21 protein-coding genes and 1 riboswitch are annotated in these 18,991 nt (G+C 39.3%); of the genes, 12 read left to right on the top strand and 9 right to left on the bottom strand.

Features of this window, described 5'->3' with window-relative positions; all coding sequences use genetic code 11:
• Positions 1 to 9: 9 nt before the first annotated feature.
• Together G8761_RS21510 and G8761_RS21505 are read right to left on the bottom strand one after the other, a co-directional pair.
• Positions 10 to 1,371 (bottom strand): cytochrome ubiquinol oxidase subunit I, encoded by a 1,362-nt coding sequence (locus G8761_RS21510; RefSeq protein WP_166030027.1) that lies wholly within the window; start codon positions 1,369 to 1,371, stop codon positions 10 to 12.
• Between the two features lie 117 nt (positions 1,372 to 1,488).
• Complete coding sequence (locus G8761_RS21505; RefSeq protein WP_166030026.1) at positions 1,489 to 2,418, bottom strand: metal ABC transporter solute-binding protein, Zn/Mn family; 930 nt, start codon at positions 2,416 to 2,418, stop codon at positions 1,489 to 1,491.
• A gap of 158 nt (positions 2,419 to 2,576) precedes the next feature.
• Here G8761_RS21505 and G8761_RS21500 point away from each other — a divergent pair, with 158 nt between their 5' ends.
• Complete coding sequence (locus tag G8761_RS21500) at positions 2,577 to 3,149, top strand: beta-class carbonic anhydrase (protein ID WP_166030025.1); 573 nt, start codon at positions 2,577 to 2,579, stop codon at positions 3,147 to 3,149.
• A gap of 8 nt (positions 3,150 to 3,157) precedes the next feature.
• Here G8761_RS21500 and yidD read toward each other — a convergent pair whose 3' ends face one another.
• Positions 3,158 to 3,391: a membrane protein insertion efficiency factor YidD gene (gene yidD, locus G8761_RS21495; protein ID WP_166030024.1), complete on the bottom strand. Its 234-nt coding sequence runs from the start codon at positions 3,389 to 3,391 to the stop codon at positions 3,158 to 3,160.
• A 155-nt stretch (positions 3,392 to 3,546) separates the two neighbouring features.
• Here yidD and G8761_RS21490 point away from each other — a divergent pair, with 155 nt between their 5' ends.
• Positions 3,547 to 4,020: an S-ribosylhomocysteine lyase gene (locus tag G8761_RS21490; RefSeq protein ID WP_166030023.1), complete on the top strand. Its 474-nt coding sequence runs from the start codon at positions 3,547 to 3,549 to the stop codon at positions 4,018 to 4,020.
• A gap of 73 nt (positions 4,021 to 4,093) precedes the next feature.
• Here G8761_RS21490 and ytzI read toward each other — a convergent pair whose 3' ends face one another.
• Positions 4,094 to 4,261 (bottom strand): YtzI protein, encoded by a 168-nt coding sequence (ytzI, locus tag G8761_RS21485; RefSeq protein WP_166030022.1) that lies wholly within the window; start codon positions 4,259 to 4,261, stop codon positions 4,094 to 4,096.
• 98 nt (positions 4,262 to 4,359) lie between these two features.
• Between ytzI and G8761_RS21480 the strand changes: the two genes are divergently transcribed.
• Positions 4,360 to 4,800 (top strand): Dps family protein, encoded by a 441-nt coding sequence (locus tag G8761_RS21480; RefSeq protein WP_166030021.1) that lies wholly within the window; start codon positions 4,360 to 4,362, stop codon positions 4,798 to 4,800.
• Between the two features lie 206 nt (positions 4,801 to 5,006).
• Here G8761_RS21480 and G8761_RS21475 read toward each other — a convergent pair whose 3' ends face one another.
• Positions 5,007 to 5,264, bottom strand: a complete 258-nt coding sequence (locus G8761_RS21475) for a DUF6154 family protein (RefSeq protein ID WP_166030020.1) — start codon at positions 5,262 to 5,264, stop codon at positions 5,007 to 5,009.
• Between the two features lie 196 nt (positions 5,265 to 5,460).
• Here G8761_RS21475 and G8761_RS21470 point away from each other — a divergent pair, with 196 nt between their 5' ends.
• Both G8761_RS21470 and ytkD read left to right on the top strand, forming a co-directional pair.
• On the top strand, positions 5,461 to 5,784 hold the full coding sequence (locus tag G8761_RS21470; protein ID WP_166030019.1) for a hydrolase: 324 nt from the start codon (positions 5,461 to 5,463) through the stop codon (positions 5,782 to 5,784).
• A gap of 476 nt (positions 5,785 to 6,260) precedes the next feature.
• The gene (ytkD, locus tag G8761_RS21465) at positions 6,261 to 6,734 is read left to right on the top strand and encodes an RNA deprotection pyrophosphohydrolase (protein WP_166030018.1); all 474 of its coding nucleotides are present in this window, start codon (positions 6,261 to 6,263) and stop codon (positions 6,732 to 6,734) included.
• A 38-nt stretch (positions 6,735 to 6,772) separates the two neighbouring features.
• Here the strand turns inward: ytkD and G8761_RS21460 are convergent, their stop codons facing one another.
• From G8761_RS21460 to G8761_RS21450, 3 genes are read right to left on the bottom strand one after another with little or no spacing between them, the layout of a single operon-like run.
• Complete coding sequence (locus G8761_RS21460; protein ID WP_166030017.1) at positions 6,773 to 7,579, bottom strand: ABC transporter permease; 807 nt, start codon at positions 7,577 to 7,579, stop codon at positions 6,773 to 6,775.
• The gene (locus G8761_RS21455; RefSeq protein WP_166030016.1) at positions 7,554 to 8,336 is read right to left on the bottom strand and encodes an ABC transporter ATP-binding protein; all 783 of its coding nucleotides are present in this window, start codon (positions 8,334 to 8,336) and stop codon (positions 7,554 to 7,556) included. The genes G8761_RS21460 and G8761_RS21455 overlap by 26 nt, the downstream gene beginning before the upstream one ends.
• 20 nt (positions 8,337 to 8,356) lie before the next feature.
• A complete protein-coding gene (locus G8761_RS21450; protein ID WP_166030015.1) occupies positions 8,357 to 9,367 on the bottom strand; it encodes an ABC transporter substrate-binding protein in 1,011 nt (336 codons plus the stop codon).
• 374 nt (positions 9,368 to 9,741) lie between these two features.
• On the opposite strand from G8761_RS21450, the gene G8761_RS21445 reads away from it, so the two are divergent.
• The 4 genes from G8761_RS21445 (at position 9,742) to G8761_RS21430 (ending at position 12,424) form a co-directional block, all read left to right on the top strand.
• Positions 9,742 to 10,533, top strand: coding sequence for an alpha/beta hydrolase family protein (locus G8761_RS21445; protein ID WP_166030014.1), 792 nt, complete (start codon positions 9,742 to 9,744; stop codon positions 10,531 to 10,533).
• Positions 10,534 to 10,594: 61 nt separating this feature from the next.
• On the top strand, positions 10,595 to 10,837 hold the full coding sequence (locus G8761_RS21440; protein ID WP_166030013.1) for a DUF2584 domain-containing protein: 243 nt from the start codon (positions 10,595 to 10,597) through the stop codon (positions 10,835 to 10,837).
• Positions 10,838 to 10,950: 113 nt separating this feature from the next.
• Positions 10,951 to 11,475, top strand: a complete 525-nt coding sequence (locus G8761_RS21435; RefSeq protein ID WP_166030012.1) for an RNA polymerase sigma factor — start codon at positions 10,951 to 10,953, stop codon at positions 11,473 to 11,475.
• A complete protein-coding gene (locus G8761_RS21430; protein WP_166030011.1) occupies positions 11,456 to 12,424 on the top strand; it encodes a hypothetical protein in 969 nt (322 codons plus the stop codon). The genes G8761_RS21435 and G8761_RS21430 overlap by 20 nt, the downstream gene beginning before the upstream one ends.
• Before the next feature lie 81 nt (positions 12,425 to 12,505).
• Here G8761_RS21430 and pckA read toward each other — a convergent pair whose 3' ends face one another.
• Positions 12,506 to 14,089 carry a phosphoenolpyruvate carboxykinase (ATP) gene (pckA, locus tag G8761_RS21425; RefSeq protein WP_166030010.1) on the bottom strand — a complete coding sequence of 528 codons (1,584 nt, stop codon included), beginning with the start codon at positions 14,087 to 14,089 and terminating at the stop codon, positions 12,506 to 12,508.
• Positions 14,090 to 14,362: 273 nt separating this feature from the next.
• On the opposite strand from pckA, the gene G8761_RS21420 reads away from it, so the two are divergent.
• From G8761_RS21420 to asnB, 3 genes are all read left to right on the top strand, one after another.
• Complete coding sequence (locus tag G8761_RS21420; RefSeq protein ID WP_166030009.1) at positions 14,363 to 14,737, top strand: thiol-disulfide oxidoreductase DCC family protein; 375 nt, start codon at positions 14,363 to 14,365, stop codon at positions 14,735 to 14,737.
• Positions 14,738 to 14,817: 80 nt separating this feature from the next.
• Positions 14,818 to 14,954: riboswitch (SAM riboswitch) on the top strand.
• A gap of 208 nt (positions 14,955 to 15,162) precedes the next feature.
• A complete protein-coding gene (gene metK, locus G8761_RS21415) occupies positions 15,163 to 16,365 on the top strand; it encodes a methionine adenosyltransferase (RefSeq protein ID WP_166030008.1) in 1,203 nt (400 codons plus the stop codon).
• Positions 16,366 to 17,091: 726 nt separating this feature from the next.
• Positions 17,092 to 18,987, top strand: coding sequence for an asparagine synthase (glutamine-hydrolyzing) (gene asnB / locus G8761_RS21410; protein ID WP_166030007.1), 1,896 nt, complete (start codon positions 17,092 to 17,094; stop codon positions 18,985 to 18,987).
• Positions 18,988 to 18,991: the final 4 nt, after the last annotated feature.

The following is an 18,991-nucleotide window of genomic DNA, read 5'->3' as shown; positions in this document are numbered from 1 at the left end:
GACTCCTCCTTAGGAATTTGACCCAAATAAGGGAACTCCTTTTTGCTCTGCCCTGTTAAGGTCATCAGCAACTGTGTTTTTCTTGAAGTAATGAAACAGAACAAAGATAACGGAAAAGGCCAATATGGCATAAACAAGAACGAATAAAACAAACAACATGCCAATATTAGTGGAAGTTGTAACAGATTGGGCAGTTGTCAGCATGTGGTAGATCGTCCATGGCTGTCTTCCTGTGCAAGCAAAAATCCAGCCAAACTCAATGCCCATAACCGCCAAAGGCCCTGAAGCTACATAAACCCAAATCAGCCATTTGGGGAATCGGTCCTTTTTTAAGACTTTTCTCCAAAGCAATCCTCCAAAAGCTATTACAATTAGCAGGGAACCAACTCCGACCATTGCATTAAATAGTGTGTGCGCAAATAGGGGAGGCCAATCACTTTCCGGAAAATCATTTAAGCCTTTTACCTTTGTATCAAAACTGTTACCGGCTAAAAAGCTTAATGCCCAGGGTACTTCCACGCCCCATTTAACGGACTGAGTTTTTTTATCAGTCAGACCCCCAATAGTCAGTGGGGCATGAGTCTGTGTTTCAAATAACCCTTCTGCTGCTGCGAGCTTTTCTGGCTGGTAACGATGTAAATATTGCGCAGATTCGTGGCCATTTAATGCAGTAAGAAGTGAAAATACTCCTCCAATGACTAAACTAACCATGAGGGCTTTTTGATGAAATTTATAGACCCTTGAACCAAAATCGTTTTTCAGCATTTTGAAGGCTGAAACAGAAGCGATGACAAAGGCTCCAACGATATAAGCAGAGAGTGCAACATGCCCTGAGGTAACTAAAAAGCTCGGATTGAAAAATGCTTTCCATGGATGGACATCAACGATTCTGCCATTTACAATTCGAAAGCCATCGGGTGTTCCCTGGAAAGCATGGACATTTGTAATTAAAACAGCCGATGCCAATGCGCCTATGGCAACTGATATAAGGCTGACAATTCGCATCCAGGGGCGAATGCGTTCAGCAGCATAGACATAGATGGACATGAATAGTGCTTCGATAAAAAAAGCGTATATCTCGATCTGGAATGGCAGCGCCATTACTTTTCCAATGACAGCCATAAATCCAGGCCATAATAAAGACAATTGCATACCCGCAATGGTTCCGGTTGGTATTCCAACTCCCAGTTGAACAGCAAATACCTTTGTCCAGCGTTTGGCCATTACGGCATATTCCTGGTCCTTCGTTTTTTGGTACAGTAATTCAGCTGTTAAAATCATCAAAGGCAGTCCAACACCAATTGTCGCAAAAATAATATGAAATGCCATTGTTGTACCAAATAACGATCTTGCCAATAATAAATCACTCATTTACATGTTCCTTTCTTAAAATGTACTCTTTACCAATAGTGTGAACAAAAGGGAATAGTATTATGTAATATTTCCCACACATCCGAACAAAAATAAAAGCCCCCAGAAAAGGGAGCCTTAATTGTTAAGTGCTATTTTTAATGTTTCCAGATTTTTTTTCATGAGTGTAAAATATGTTTCTTTATCTTTAATGTTTTTATTAGTTAGAATTGCTAGATTATGAATAGGCAGTGCTTTAACTCCAGTTTCATTTCCAACAATTTCACCAAGCTTGGAATTAACATTTTGTTCAAACAGTATATATTTCAGGTGTTCTTTTTCAACTGCTGAAACAATTCCTTCAAGTTTTTTCTGAGATGGTTCATTTGCTGTTGAGAGTCCGGCTATACTGATTTGCTTAATTCCATACCTGGTTTCCCAGTAGCCAAAAGCAGCGTGGGTAACGATAAATTCTTTATGCACAGCATTGTCTGCTGTTTGTTTAAAGTCCTTGTTCAGCTGGTCTAATTCACCAGCAAGCTTATTATAGTTTTGGTTAAAATATTCTTTTTGACCAGGCATCTTTTTTATCATTGCGTCCCTTATAACAGCTGCCATTTCCTTCGAGTAAATAGGATCCAGCCAAACATGCGGGTTAACATCACTATGCCCATCCCCATCATCCGTATTTTCCGGGTTCTTTGGCAGTTTTAAGTTCTTTGCAGCGGCAAGCATTGTAACATTTTCATTTTTTAAGGTTTCCTTTGCTTTTCCGACAAAGCCCTCAAGTCCCAGCCCTATATATTCGAATAAGTCTGAGTCCGCCAAATTCATCATATCCTTCTGGGAAGGTTCAAAGGTATGCTCATCAGCACCTGGAGGATAAATAGTGCTAACCTTGACATATTTTCCGCCAATTCTTTCTGAAAAGTATTGAAGGGGGAAAACGGTGGTGTAAATGGATAAGACATTTTTCTTTTTTTCTGAAGAACTGTTACTCCCTGAACATCCTGATAAGATAAGTCCAAAGGCAAGGACGAGGGAAAAAGTGAAAGATAAATTTTTCATATTAGTCTCCTTAATAATAAGGGTTTTTAAAAAGCAAGTAGGAATGATTACGATTTACTTTATGTATCTTACAAAAAAAATAACCCTGAAGCAAGTAAAAAATTTGTATTACCTAGCTAAAGTTTTATATCCTAAAACATAGAAAGGAATGAGATAAGATGACTGAGAAAAAATTATTGAATGAAATTCTCGACTATAACCAAGAATTCGTCGGAAAAAAGGAATACGAAAAGTATCAAACAACAAAATTTCCAAAAAAGAAAATGGTCATGTTGACCTGTATGGATACCCGTCTGCTAGAATTGTTGCCAAAAGCAATGAATTTTAGCAATGGCGATGTTAAAACCATTAAAAACGCGGGTGCGCTGGTTACCCATCCTTTTGGGAGTATTATGCGGAGTATCCTTGTCGCTGTTTATGAGCTTCAGGCTGATGAAGTGATGGTAATTGGCCATCGTGACTGTGGAATGAGCGGACTTAAAGCGGAGCCTATGGTTGACAAAATGCTCCAAAGGGGAGTTAGCGAAGAAACACTGCAAACATTATCGTATTCCGGGATAGATGTTTATCAATGGCTGCAGGGGTTTGATAAAGTGGAAAATAGCGTAAAACACAGTGTGGATATTATTAAAAATCACCCACTGATGCCGAATGATGTAGTAGTTCATGGCCTGGTCATTGACCCTTCTACAGGTAAGCTTGATCTTGTTGTAGACGGCTACAACAAATAAGCAAAGACTTATTTTCTTCCTGGCCACTTTTCCGGTACTTGATCTATACCGCCAGGATGAAAAGGATGGCATTTTAAAATGCGCAGCAATGTCAGCCAGCCGCCTTTAATTGCCCCGAACCTTTTAACCGATTCAAGACCATACTGTGAGCATGTAGGATAGAATCGGCAGGAAGGGGGCTTTAAAGGTGAAATGGCAACCTGGTAAAAACGTATTAATCCAATAAAAGCTTTCTTTAACATCTATAAAAACTCCTTTTAAAAGCTGAGAAGGTTTATTTGAGTCCAACATACCACAAACAGACTTTAGAGTCTAAGTTATTCAATTCAGATTTTTTGGATGAAAAAGACCAGCGTAAGCGGTATAATAAAGAAAGATTTATAAAGGAGTGATACGCATGCCTTCAGTAGAAAGCTTTGATTTGGATCATAATGCCGTTAAGGCTCCGTATGTTCGCCATTGTGGTGTTCACAAAGTCGGCAGTGACGGTGTTGTTAATAAATTTGATATTCGTTTTTGCCAGCCTAACAAACAGGCCATGAAGCCTGACAGCATCCATACACTTGAGCATTTGCTTGCTTTTAATATTCGGGAGCATTCTGAGAAATATGATCATTTTGATATCATTGATATTTCTCCAATGGGCTGCCAGACAGGGTATTATCTGGTTGTAAGCGGCGAGCCGACTGTCGAGGAAATTATTGACCTTCTTGAAGACACTATGAAAGCGGCTGTGGAAATCACAGAAATTCCTGCGGCAAATGAAAAACAGTGCGGCCAGGCTAAGCTTCATGACTTAGAAGGTGCTAAGCGCTTAATGCGTTTCTGGCTGGAACATAACAAAGAAGAACTGAAACAGGTATTTGCATAAGAAAGTCTAAGCGTCTTCGCTGGATCTAAACACAATAATAAAAAGATTCCTATCCAAGTGAATGGGAATCTTTTTATTTATCTGCTTCAGACTTTTTCTCTTCTTTTTCGGTGTCTAAGTGTGGATTGCCTTCGAGGGGATCCACTGTATGTTTAAAAGTATAGGCCTTCGAAGTGGTAAGAACACTTAGCAGGAGTACGACAATGACAATAATAATCCCGACTACCATAATTGTTATCATAATTTTTCCCCCTTTCCGTATCCATTCTAACATGGCCCTGAATAAATGTGAGTTTTAATTTTTTAGGGATGGGTAAAATATTATTCGGAGGGATGTATATGCCAAATAAATTAGTTGATTCCGTAAATGTTCAAGTTGCCAACTTTACTGTAATGTATGAAAAACTTCATCATTATCACTGGTTTGTAAAAGGCCATCATTTTTTTGAACTTCATAAAAAATTTGAAGAGCTGTATGATGAAGTGACTCTTCACCTGGATGAAATTGCTGAAAGATTATTGATTAAAGGTGAAAAGCCAGTGTCTACATTAAAAGAGTGTCTTGAAACTGCTACCATTAAAGAAGCTGATGGTACAGAACAGAGTGAGCAGGAAATGGTACAGGCGGTTGTTAACGACTTTTCCCAAATAGTAGGGGAAATTAAAGAAACCATCTCCCAAGCAGAAGATGAAGGAGACCCTGTAACAGCTGACATGCTAACAGGAATTAATGAAAGCCTTGGAAAGCATGTTTGGATGCTTAAAGCATTTTTAGGATAAAAAAAGCGTTACTTATACAAAAAGGAACCTATGCCGCGGCATAGGTTCCTTTTTTAAAAGAAGACCTAATATTGATTTGTCACAATGCTAATAGTACCGGAATGTGCAAGACCCCGCGGAAAGGGAACGGCTTTCAGCAAATATGATTAAAAAATAAAAAAAGAAGCTGTTGAGCCACAGCTTCTTTGGTTCACTGGTATGTATGGTCAATGTATATTTCTTGGATAATAGGTTGGGGTGCGGTGCTGACGGAAATCTTCCTGAGCAAATTTCCCTTTTAGGCTCTCGATTAAATATATCCCCATTAGATCATATAATTCCTGCTTATCCATCTCCTGAATTAAACCAATCAGGTCTTCGTGGGACATTTCCTCCAAAAAAGCAAATGCCAGCATATCAATATCCTCTTCATCTCCGGTCAATTTATTGCGATACATCTCGTATAGTTCATCAACTAATTTCATCAGTTTCACCTCCTTAATACAATTCTACTCTTAATTATTCAATACCCCTTCCATAGAATTTTATTCCTTTTGGAAGATTTTTGTTTATTCATTTTATGTAATGACACTGTTGTTAAGTTCCATTAAATGAAAACAAAAAGAATAAATTTTTAAACATTGTGGGAAACGATAAATAACAAGTTAAAGGGGGAAAGTCATGGATCAGCAAAAAAAGACCTATTACATTGATGTAGGCACAGGAGAGATCTCCCGGAGTGAAACAAGTTCAACGTGGAATTATAAAATCAATGCCACCGACGAAGAAATTATCCAGCTTCGGGAATATTTTGATCAAAACTATTCTACTGACTGGCAAAACTTTTTTCGGTCACATGTTCCGGTTGTACAATATCATTATGACCGAGAAAATGATGCTTATGACCGTACCTCACAAAAAATATTTCAGATGCTTTATGATTTGGGAGATGAAGAAGCAAAAACACATATAAAGTCGATTAACATTCTTCCTCCAACACTTTAAGGGAAAATCCTTATCCTGTCCGGATAAGGGTTTTTTGTCGTTTAGGTAATTATAGATTTATACCTTGTGAATAACCTCGGACTAGGTTAATGTAATCTAGCTCCAGCGCCTAGCGACGAGTTTTTAACTCTGGGATGATTGGTTGGTATCTTGCATCAAGTATTACCTTTAAGTGATATTGGTGCATCTTGTATCCATCCCGTATCTCCCTGCGATAACTCAACAACGAAATCCCTTAGATTTCCGTTTATCCTTTATCTCAGTCAAAGCAGGTCTGCAGGACAAGGAAAACTTCAGCAGCTTTTGCATCGCACAAAGGAAAAGCTTCAGGTTTTTCGGGTAAGCAGGTCAGAAAGGCATTGCTCCAGGACGTGACAAATTTAGCCTTTCTTCATATGGCAGATGTCAACTCTTTAGACCAATGTAATACATTCATTTATAATTAACATTAAATAAATGAATGGGAAATGAGGATTATGATCAAGGAATTCTATGACTACTTCAATAATAAAGTTTTTTTTACCTTCGAAGAAGGATTATTTAACAAGGATACAAAGCATGTTTTAGTAATACCCCAAATTAACAATGGCTGGCTGCTGACCAGGCATAAGGAAAGGGGTCTGGAGTTTCCAGGCGGAAAAGTTGAGCCAGGTGAAACACTAGAAGGTGCAGCGCACAGGGAAGTTTACGAAGAAACAGGAGCTTCTCTATCCAGTTTGGTGAAAATCGCTGAATACATGGTTATGAACCATGCTGAATCATTCGTAAAAGCTGTTTATTGGGCGAAAGTCGAAAAGATTGAACAAAAACCTGGTTATATGGAAACGGATGGCCCCCAGATTATAAAAGGAAATTTAGAGGAACTTCGGTTTCAATCAGAATATAGTTTTATTATGAAAGATCAGGTTGTGGGTGAATGCCTGCAATATATTGAAAAAAATTTGAAGTGAAAAGCATAAAAGCACTGTAATTCCAGTGCTTTACGCCTTTATTCTTTTAAAAGTTTTTTCTCGATATAAGCAACAACTTGATACATAATGGTAGCAAAAACAGCTATGACCAGTAATGATAACAAAACAAGTGTGAAATTAAATACCTGGAATCCATATATGATCATATAGCCAAGCCCTTTAGAGGAAACAAGGAATTCACCTACTATAACCCCAACCCAGGATAATCCCACATTTACTTTTAATGTTGAGATAATAGTGGGAAAACTGGCAGGAAGGATCGCTTCCTTGAAGCACTGCGTTCGGCTGGCACCAAAAGTCTGAAGAACTTTAATGTAATTAGGATCTACTTCCCTAAAGGAAGTGTAAACGACGATGGCTGTAATAATAACCGAAATAATAGCGCCCATTGAAATAATAGAGGTAAATCCAGGACCAAGGGCCACAATTAGAATAGGTCCGAGAGCCACCTTAGGCATGGCATTTAAAATAACCAGATAGGGATCGAGTACCTTTGATAAAATAGGGGACCACCAGAGAATAGCTGCCAAAATAGTTCCCAGTAGTGTACCGAGAATAAAGCCCAGTACTGTTTCTGTTAAGGTAACTCCTAGGTTTGTTACTAAAGTGCCATCATGGATTTTATCAATTAATAAAAGTCCTATTTTAGAAGGGGAGCTGAAAATAAGCGGATCCACCCATTGTTTTGAACTGGTTACTTCCCAGCCACCAAAGAAAAAAAGGAAAATTAGGAACTGGGAAAACCTAACCCAGCGTTTTTCGATTATTTGAGAATGAATAAACTTTTCATGGAGGAGTTTAATGTTCAGTTTTTCCTGGCTCAAGAGACTCAAGCTCCTTCCATATTGTTTGAAATATTTTTTGGTAAGTTTCATTGTTTCTTGCTTTAAATGGCGTAAGCTTTCTTAGCTCCTCAGGAATGTCAAAAGTTCTATGAATCCTTCCTGGGCTTGGTGAAAATAGATATACCCGATCACTCATTGAAATGGCTTCCCCAATATCATGTGTAACCAGTATTGCGGTTTTTCCAAATGACTTTAATGTGCTGGAAACTAAATCTTCGAGTCTAAGCTTAGTCTGATAATCCAGAGCAGAAAAAGGTTCATCTAGCATAAGAAGCTTGGGTTCAGTTGCGAGAGTCCTTACCAGGGCAACCCGCTGCCGCATACCTCCTGACATCTGTTTAGGAAACTGGTTTCGAACCTCTGGTAGCCCCATTTGGGAAAGAAGGCTGAGAGCTGCAGCTTTACTGCTGGAATTTAACTTGTTAGATAGTTTTAATCCCAATAAAATATTTTCTTCAATTGTCTTCCAAGGAAATAAATAATCCTGTTGAAGCATATAGCCGATTTGTCTGTCTGAAGGAGAGACTGGATGGCCCTCAAGCAGAACATTGCCGCTTGTTGGTTCAATGAGTCCGGCTATTATAGACAAGAGTGTCGTTTTTCCGCATCCGCTTGGACCAAGGAAGGAGATAAATTCTCCTTCCCCTACCTCAAGCGAAATGTCGGAGAGGGCCGTAGTAGCAGAGGATTTGGAAAAGTAGGTGTGATGAATTTGATCGATCTCTAAGAAGCTCATGAAACGGCCTCCTCGATAATTTATTTTTTTACTTTTTCCGCGATAGCAGTGTTCACAAGTGTTTTATGGCTAATTTCCTTAGGAAGCTCTCCTGCTTCTTTCATAATATTTTGCAGGTTATTCCATTCTTCATTGTCGAGGATTGGATCGGTTGCATAGGTTCCCTGGCTCTTGTACCGGTCTACAACTGTAGTAATGATGGACATGTCAGTATCCGTGAAATAAGGCTGGATTGCTTTGGCGATTTCTTCTGCACTATGTGATTTCACCCACTGCTGTGCTTTGTAGACTGCACGAGTAAACTTTTCAAGATTAGCTTTATTTTTTTTCATATAGCTTTGTTTGGCCATAAAAGTGGTATATGGAACATGACCGGATTCTGTTCCGAAGGAAGCTACAATATGTCCTTTTCCTTCCTTCTCAAAAATACTTGCAGTTGGTTCAAATAATTGAACATAGTCACCTGTACCTGATGCGAAGGCATTTGCTATATTGGCAAAGTCGATATTTTGAATAAGGTTTAGATCCGCTTTTGGATCAATACCATGTTTTTTTAGCACAAACTCACCAACCATTTGCGGCATGCCGCCTTTCCGCTGGCCAAGGAAAGTGGTTCCCTTTAATTGATCCCAAGAAAAATTGTCAACTTTCTTTCTGGAAACTAGGAAGGTGCCGTCTGTTTGTGTCAGCTGTGCAAAGTTAATCACTGGATCATTAGAGCCTTGCGCGTATACGTAAATTGAAGTCTCAGAACCTACCAGGGCTATATCAGTCCCGCCGGAGAGCAAGGCAGTCATCGTTTTGTCACCGCCCCATGTGGTGGTTAACTTAACATCAAGGCCCTCATTCTTGAAAAAACCTTTCTCAAGAGCAACGTACTCTGGCGCGTAAAATATGGAACGAGTAACTTCTGCCACTCTTACCTTTTCTAGTTTCTTTACTTCCTTCTTACCATCGCTGCACGCTGCCAAAGGGAAAATAAGAATACAAATCAGTAAAAGGGAAAAACTGAATTTTAGCCATTTCTTCATGCTTTGTACCTCCTTTATAAAGATAAATCTGGGCTCCATTTTTCGCCTAGAATATCGTATGAAATAGATAAAAATGTGTGAATGCCTATCAGAAAGCGGTACCGAAGTAACTGCTTGAGAACACCGTGTTCATTATTTTTTGGGTAGACAGCATGCAGGATATGGATGGGCTGAACGGAATCTCTTTGCAATTATATCTGTGGCTTATCTGAGCAAACCCTTGATAAGGAAAAGTGGGATGGTCGTTTGGAGTCCTTCAAAAAACCAAGGGCTTTTCTTTATTTGATGTAAACATGTTCAATATTGCTTGTGTACCTGTTACTATAAATCAGCAATCGTTCAAAATTTAAGATCTAAAGTTTGGAGGCGGTTATTTGGAAAAGAAGAATGGATCCATAATAGCAATTTATCGTTTTCCTTCGCCTAATCCTCGAATTAATCTCCGGATTATTACATACTATTCCAATGGCCTTAGGGTAAAAGGAATGCTAGCTGAACCAAAAGGAGGCAGCAGGGATGGCTTTCTGTATCTGAGAGGAGGGATTAAAGGCGTAGGAAAGGTAAGGCCTTCCCGGATTGCCCAGTTCGCTTCAGAAGGATTTACCGTTTTTGCTCCCTTTTATCGTGGAAACCAGGGAGGAGAAGGTAATGAGGATTTTGCGGGGGATGACAGGGAAGATGCTTTCTCTGCATTTTTAATGCTGCAGGAATGGCCGGGAATAGAAAAAATTCATATCTTTGGATTTTCACGGGGCGGAGTTATGGCATTAATGACAGGAATACAATTTTCGGAGGCAGCTTCGGTCGTTACCTGGGGAGGGGTCAGTGATATGGAGCTCACATATTACGAAAGAGAAGATTTGCGAAGGATGATGAAGAGGGTGATAGGCGGTACTCCAGGAAAATATCCTGAACGTTATAAATTTCGTACTCCTCTTTATCAATTGGACAAGCTCGAGCCTCCGGTACTGATTATCCACGGGGCGAAAGATATGAATGTGTCGGCTGAACATTCTTACCGTCTGGAAAAGCGGCTTAAGGAATTAAATAAAAAAGTAAATAGCTGGTATTTCGAGGGCTTTACCCATTATTTTCCTCCTGCTATAAATAGAAAAGTTGTACGTGATTTAACGTTGTGGATGAAATCGCACACGAAAAAATGCTAAAATAAAATTAACTTTAAACTTACCGGCATAAGAGTAATTATTAAGCGGGGAGCGATAATGCATGGGAATGCCTCTTGAATTAAATACCATGATTGTGACAAAGGGAAGGGAAAAAAGAATTGAAGAAAACTTATTTTCCCTCGAAAAAGAAGGCTACAGGCTTTACCCAATTGATATACCTATCGAGGTCAAAAGGGCGATTGAAAGTGAATCAAGCGGAGTAGGGGTTATCCGAAAAGTGGAATGGCAGGGAAACACTACGGTAGTTACCTATCAATTAGTTTCATTAAATTCAACGAACTGAGCAGGATATATTTTTCCTGCTTTTTTATTTTGTAAAAAGTGTAATGCAGTACGCTATTTAACGTCTAATGGTTAAACAAATAGTTCCGAGGGCCTAATGCGGGGGGAGAGCTAATGGAAGCTTCAGAGCAAATCGAGCAATGGTTTTACAAGTACGAAAAAGATATTACTAATTATTTAGTCTACTATACAGGCAGCAGGGATGTAGAAGATATGGTACAGGAAACCTTTTTACGGGCCTTTAAAGGATTTAATCATTTCAGGCACAATTCGAATCATAAAACCTGGCTTATTTCCATAGCAAGAAATACTGCTGCGGATTCATTCAGGAAAAAGGGTATTCTGCAAAAAATTAAAACAAGACTTCTTGAACAGCCGGAAATGAGAATTCAGCCAAGAACAGAGGATAGCATTTTGTGGAAAAACGATTTGGCGGAGCTGTATAAATCTATCAACCAGCTGAAACCTAACTATCGTGATGTCGTTTTGCTAAGGGGCATTGCAGAGCTATCATCTGAAGAAACTGCCGAGGTGCTTGGATGGACTGCAAACAAGGTCAATGTCACTTTTTTTCGTGCCTGTAAAAAGCTAAATGAGAATCTTAAGGGGAGTGAAGAGTTTGGTCAATCTATCGGATAATCAAATGCTTGAACGCTTAAAGGATTTCCCAAAACATGAATTAAGCAGTGAACAAAAAGGACGGACAGTGGAAATGATCAGATCGTTTAAAACTCAAAAACCCAAGAGACAATATAATTTTCAAAGATTTAGGGCAGCTGCTGCAGTGGTTTTAATTTTAATAATGGTTCCTATTCTTTATTTAAGTACAACCAAAAATGACCAAAAAACCCACCAGTCATCAAATACTGCTTCAAGAGAAAAGGTTCCCAATGCTATCACATTTTCAGCAGTAGAAAATAAGGACGGTAAAAATAATATCTCTGGGAATTTAGTGGGAATCCCAAATAAAATTGGGATTAGTGGACCGAAGGAATGGATTGCCGAGGATGACAGGTCAGTGGCCAAAATAATGGTGCTTCTCTGGAATAAAAATAAGAAAGTACACAAGGGAAATTTGTTAATTGAGGGTACCCACGTAAAATCAGGGTTAACAGAACAGCTGGCATCCGTTCCTCTAACTGCCGGGATTTACGGTTCAGATGCTCATGGGATTACTGGATTTAAACCATTTTCTAAAGCTGGTATATGGAATCTTGCTTTTAAAATTGATGGTAAAAATATTGGTGAGTTTTCTATTGAAGTTAAGGAGCCATATGTTAAAATTGGCAGTTCCACTCTTATGTTATCTACCCAGGATGTCCAGGCAGGTGAGTTTAAGGATGTTCTGCTTGAAGTGGAGGGGGAGAATCTTCCAAATAAAATAAATGTTGAATTGTTTAACCCGGAAACAGGTGCTTCTCCGTCAAATTTTCCTTTTGTTAAAATTGATGACTATATAAAAACAGACGGCAAAAAGATTTCATTATACGAAGGTAACCTCATTTTTGAAAGAAGCGGGAATTGGAGAATTTCTGCCTTAAAACAATCCAATCTACTAGTTATCCATAAGCTGGGGGATAGAAAATAGAAAATAGAAAATAGAAAATAGAAAAGGAAAAAATGAAAATGACCCGCCGGAACTAAACCGGACGGGTCATTTTCGTTATATTTATAATACGGGACCGCCTTTTTTAGCTATATCATCTGTAACGTTTGAGAACTTTTTAAAGTTTTCTCGGAATTTTGCAGCTAGCTCTTTTGCTTTTAATTCGTAAGCGCTCGGGTCAGACCAGGTTTTTTGTGGCTGCAGGACCTCATCTGGCACACCTGCAACATGTAATGGAACATGGAGACCAAAGATTTCATCCTTCACAGTTTCAACATTATTAAGCTCTCCCTCAAGAGCAGCTTGAACCATTGCCCTAGTGTAAGATAGCTTCATCCGGCTGCCTGTTCCATATTCTCCGCCAGTCCATCCAGTATTGACCAAAAATACATTAGAATTATGCTCAAGGATTTTCTCGCCAAGCATTTCAGCATACTGTGTTGCAGGAAGCGGTAGGAATGGTGCACCAAAGCAGGTTGAGAAGGTTGCCTGCGGTGAAGTAATTCCGCGCTCTGTTCCAGCAAGCTTAGATGTATAGCCACTCAGGAAGTGGTACATCGCTTGTTCCTTTGTTAACTTTGCAATTGGAGGAAGCACTCCAAATGCATCTGCAGTTAAAAATACTATAGTATTCGGATGGCCTGCAATGCTTGGATCAACTATATTATCAATTGCCTGAATAGGATAGGCTGCACGTGTATTTTCTGTAAGAGTTCCGTCATCATAATCCGCTGCCCGGGATTCGCTGTTTACAACTACATTCTCAAGAACAGCCCCAAAACGGATGGCATCAAAAATTTGTGGCTCTTTTTCACGTGTAAGATTGATACATTTTGCATAGCATCCGCCTTCAATATTGAACACTCCGTTAGGGGACCAGCCATGCTCATCATCCCCGATCAGTCGGCGGTTTGGATCTGCAGAAAGGGTAGTTTTTCCTGTACCTGAAAGACCGAAGAACAGGGCAACATCACCTTCAAGGCCTACGTTGGAGGAACAGTGCATGGAAAGAATATTGTTTTCTGGTAAAAGATAATTCATAACAGAAAATATTGATTTTTTCATTTCACCCGCATACTCTGTTCCGCCAATCAAAACCGTTTTCTTTTCAAAAGAAATAATAATGAAGGTTTCAGAGCTCGTGCCGTCTACTGAAGGGTCAGCCTTGAAGTTAGGGGCTGAAATAACAGTAAACTCTGGGTGGTGTTCAAGCAAATCCTCTTCTTTTGGACGGATAAATAACTGATGCACAAACAGATTATGCCAAGCGTACTCATTTATAACCTGAATAGGGAGCTGTGATTTCTTATCTGCACCAGCAAAGCCTTTAAATACGAATACCTCATCCTTTTCCTTCAAAAATGTAAGAACTTTATTATATAATTTAGCAAAGGTTTCCTCCGAAATAGCCTGGTTTGATTCCCAGTCAATTTTATCTTTTACGGAGGCTTCCTCTACAATATATTTATCTTTCGGAGAACGTCCGGTGTACTTCCCGGTAGAAACACGGACAGCTCCAGTGGAAGTCAACAGTCCTTCATTTCTGTTTAATACTTTTTCCACAAGCTGTGGCACCGATAACTGGATTTGAACATGATCTTCGGCCAGCAATTGAGCTAATTGATCGGGAATGTGAACAGAATTCATACAAAGAATACCTTCCTTTACCGTTTTTATGGACTAAATGAATTTTTAAAGGGTAAATACATCTTGGTCCTATATTTATAATTTTTAAATATCTCTTAAATAGTATAACACATTTACTCCATTAATCTATACTAATATCAAAACATTAATGATCATTATATGAATTATGATTAATCTACTATATTCATCCCCGGTCAAAAAATTATCCTATAAACAGAAAGTTTGTTAAAATATTCACAAATGGAACTGCGAAAAAAAGGAGGGGGTTTTTTAATGAAAATGATTCCTTTATATGATGCAAAGTGTTCCTTATGCCAGGAGACCAAAAAATGGTTTGAAAAGCTTGACTGGCTCAATAAAGTACAATGGACATCCCTGCAGGAATATGAAAACCCAGGTGGAGAAAAACAATTTAAGAGTGCTGACCTGAGAAAGGAAATGCATTTATTGCTGCCGTCAGGAAGGGTTTTAAAAGGTTTTTATGCAGTCAGAAAATTAATGATCCATTTTCCGCTTACTTTTTTGCCAGGTATGATTCTTTACTTCCCCTTTATGGATAGAATAGGGGTCCCTGCTTATCGGTGGACGGCCAAAAACCGCTATAGATTTCTTAGAAAAAACTGTAAGGATGGCAGCTGTTCAATCTGATTTTTGGCTTTAAAAAAATCAAGAGAAAAATATTGACAGTCTTCGACATCAACGTTATGATTGTTCATTGAACGGATACTCTCTTATCCCGAGCTGGTGGAGGGACAGGCCCTATGAAACCCAGCAACCTGCTATACAAAATGAAAGCCCTAATTTGGCTTTTTTACATAGCGAAGGTGCTAATCTGACGCAAGGCTTTGACCTTGAACGATAAGAGTGAAAGGCGCGGAACATTCTGCTATTAAACCTTTCCTCAAACTGGGAAGGTTTTTTGTTTTGCCTTTTGTGAAAACAGATTCTCATAAAAATCCTTTGTTTATTTCATACTACTAAGGGAATGAGTACCGTATCACTGTCAGAGGTTCAAGAAGTATTCCTGTAACCTTAATAAACCTCGATATATCCCATTTATAGGAGGAATTCAGTTGTCAACAAAACGTCGTTTGTTCACTTCTGAATCAGTAACTGAAGGTCATCCGGATAAAATCTGTGACCAAATTTCTGATTCCATTTTAGATGCTATTTTAGCAAAAGATGCAAACGCAAGGGTAGCTGCGGAAACGTCCGTAACTACAGGTCTTGTGCTTGTGGCAGGAGAAATTACTACTTCCACTTATGTAGACATTCCTAAAATTGTGCGCGAAACCATTAAAAACATTGGTTACAATCGTGCCAAATACGGCTTCGACTCAGAAACATGCGCAGTGTTAACTTCCATTGATGAGCAGTCTGCCGATATCGCAATGGGTGTTGACCAGGCACTGGAAGCTCGTGAAGGCAAAATGTCTGACGAAGAAATCGAAGCAATCGGCGCTGGGGACCAGGGCTTAATGTTCGGTTTTGCATGTAACGAAACAAAAGAATTAATGCCGCTGCCAATTTCATTGGCACACAAATTGGCACGACGCCTGACAGAAGTGCGTAAAGAAGAAATTCTTCCTTACCTTCGTCCAGATGGCAAAACACAGGTGACTGTAGAGTATGATGAAAACGATAAGCCAGTCAGAATTGACACTATCGTTATTTCTACACAGCACCACCCGGAAATCGCGCTTGAACAAATCCAGCGCAATCTAAAGGAACATGTTATTAATCCGGTTGTTCCAAGTGAACTGATTGACGAAAACACAAAATACTTTATTAACCCAACTGGCCGTTTCGTAATCGGCGGACCACAGGGTGATGCAGGTCTTACTGGCCGTAAGATTATCGTTGATACTTACGGTGGTTATGCCCGTCATGGAGGCGGTGCCTTCTCTGGTAAGGATCCTACAAAGGTTGACCGTTCAGCAGCTTATGCAGCCCGCTATGTTGCGAAAAACATCGTAGCAGCTGGTCTTGCTGACAAGGTAGAAGTACAGCTTGCATATGCTATTGGTGTTGCAAGACCTGTTTCCATCTCAGTTGATACCTTCGGAACTGGTACAGTTAGTGAAGATGTATTAGTTGAACTTGTTGAGAAAAACTTTGACCTTCGTCCAGCAGGAATCATCAACATGCTAGACCTACGCCGCCCAATCTATAAGCAGACAGCTGCTTATGGGCACTTTGGACGCAGCGACGTTGATCTTCCATGGGAGCGCACTGACAAGGCAGAAGCTTTGAAACAGCAAGCTAAAGGAAGATAATTTAAGCATTGAAAAAAGCAGGGAGTTACATTAAAATGTAACTCCCGTTTTTATTTAGCTAATCAGAATATATATTCATAAATTCTGAACTACCGACGGGCAGGACAAGGAAAGCTTTGTCAGCTAGGCATCAGACGAAGAAAAAACTCTGCTTTTTTAGAGGATGTGCTGTTTTTAAGCTTGATAAGAAAAACAAGGGCATTCCCCAAAAAAACTTTGCGAATGCCAAGTTTTACTAAATGGATGGGAAAGTATAAAGTTTTATCTTTTAAATTGTCTAGCTCCAGCGCCCAGTGAGTTTTCAACCTTGAAAAGCGTCTTTTAGCATCTTGCATCAAGTATGATTGTAGGTGATACTTGGTACAGCTAGTGTCCATCCCGCTTCTCCCTACGATAAGTCAACATCGAACTCAAGTGCTCCTGTGCCACAGCTTTTTCAAAGAAGCTTATGTTCAGCTCGTCGCAAAGTAGCCATTCAGAGAAGCGTTACAGGAAGTTTACTCAGTTAGTTGCTTCGCTGAACGGTCGCTTGCGCTTTTCTTAACATATAGTAGAAAGTGGTTTAAAGTTTCTTTATAATGTGAAAAATGTATTGTTACGATGAAGAAAATTTTTCCTTTTATGTTCAGAGTGCAATTTTTCTTTTATTAATGGTAGTATTAGATAGTGCAATTTCTAGAAGCATAGAAATTAATTAGTTTAGAAATGGAGTAGGTGACGTACATAATGTGTGGCTTCATTGGTTGTGTACACGACAAAGCCCAAGTTTATCGTGACGAACAGAAACAGCAATTTAAAAATATGAATGATATAATTACGCACCGGGGACCGGATGATGATGGATTTTACTATGATGAACATATCCAGTTCGGCTTTAGGCGTTTAAGTATTATCGACATCGAAAGCGGACATCAGCCGCTAACATATGAAAACGAACGCTATTGGATTATTTTTAATGGCGAGGTTTACAACTATGTAGAACTTCGTGAAGAACTTCTCAAGGAAGGACTAACCTTTGCCACAAATTCTGATACAGAAGTTATTATTGCCCTGTACAGCCATTTGAAGGAAAAAGCGGTTGAAAAACTCCGCGGGATGTTCTCGTTTGTCATTTGGGACAAACAAGAGCAAAGCTTATATGGCGCAAGAGATCCGTTTGGAATCAAACCATTCTTTTACTTTGAAGATGGCGAACGCTCATTTTTCGCATCAGAGAAAAAGAGCATTTTGCTTGCACTTGAAAACGATGTTTTGAATTATGACTCTCTTCAGCATTACTTAACGTATCAATTTGTACCTGAGCCTGAAACAATGTCTGCAGGTATTCATAAATTGGAGCCGGGGCATTATTTTACTAAAAAAATTGGCTCGCCAATGGACATCAAACGCTATTGGAAAGCTCATTTTAGCCCTGTGCAAAAATCAGAGCCTGATTTTATTAAAGAAATCAAAGATGTTTTATTCGATTCGGTAAAAATGCATATGCGAAGCGATGTTCCAGTTGGTTCATTCCTTTCCGGAGGAATTGACTCATCTATTATTGCTTCCATCGCTAAAGAATTCCATCCATCTATCAAAACCTTCTCCGTTGGTTTTGAACACAATGGTTTCAGTGAAATTGATGTAGCGAAAGAAACAGCGGATAAACTTGGTGTTGAAAACATCAGTTATATTATTACTCCGCAGGAATATATGAATGAAATTCCAAAAATTATCTGGCATATGGACGATCCTCTTGCAGACCCTGCATGTGTGCCACTTTATTTTGTTGCGCGTGAAGCTCGCAAACATGTTACGGTTGTATTGTCTGGTGAGGGCGCAGATGAGCTGTTTGGCGGCTATAATATCTACCATGAACCGCAATCTCTTGAGGTATTTAATAAAATTCCACGTGTTGGAAAAAGCCTTCTAAAAGGAATTGCCCGAATGATGCCTGAAGGCACAAAAGGCAAAAGCTTTATTGAACGCGGCGTAACTCCGATGGAGGAAAGATATATCGGAAACGCTAAAATGTTTACAGAAGAAGAAAAACAAGAGTTATTGAGTGTTTATCGCAGTGGTCTTGATTATACAGATATCACCAAACCACTATATCAGGAAAGCCGTGGATATGATCCGGTTGACCGGATGCAGTATATTGATATCCATACATGGATGCGCGGGGATATCCTTTTAAAGGCTGATAAAATGACTATGGCTCATTCACTTGAGCTTCGTGTTCCATTCCTGGATAAGGCCGTTTTTGAAACAGCCTCCAAAATTCCAACCAGCCTTAAAACGGCAAATGGCACTACAAAGTATGTGCTGCGTAAAGCAGCGGAAGGAATTGTTCCTGACCACGTGCTTAGCCGTAAAAAGCTCGGTTTTCCTGTTCCAATCCGCCACTGGCTGAAAAATGAAATGAACGAATGGGCAAAAAAAATAATCCGCGAAAGCAACACGGATCATTTGTTCAACAAAGCTTATGTCTTAAGACTGTTGGAAGACCATTGCCAGGGTAAAGCTGATAACAGCCGTAAAATCTGGACAGTACTCATGTTCATGGTTTGGCATCAGGTTTATGTAGAAAAGGTCTATTCTTTTGAAAATGATTTCTCAGCTGAAAAATCTTTTCAGCATTAATATT

This window comes from Neobacillus terrae (assembly GCF_011393025.1).
GTDB classification, from domain to species: domain Bacteria; phylum Bacillota; class Bacilli; order Bacillales; family Cytobacillaceae; genus Neobacillus_A; species Neobacillus_A terrae.
This window is presented reverse-complemented; position numbering and strand designations above follow the sequence as displayed.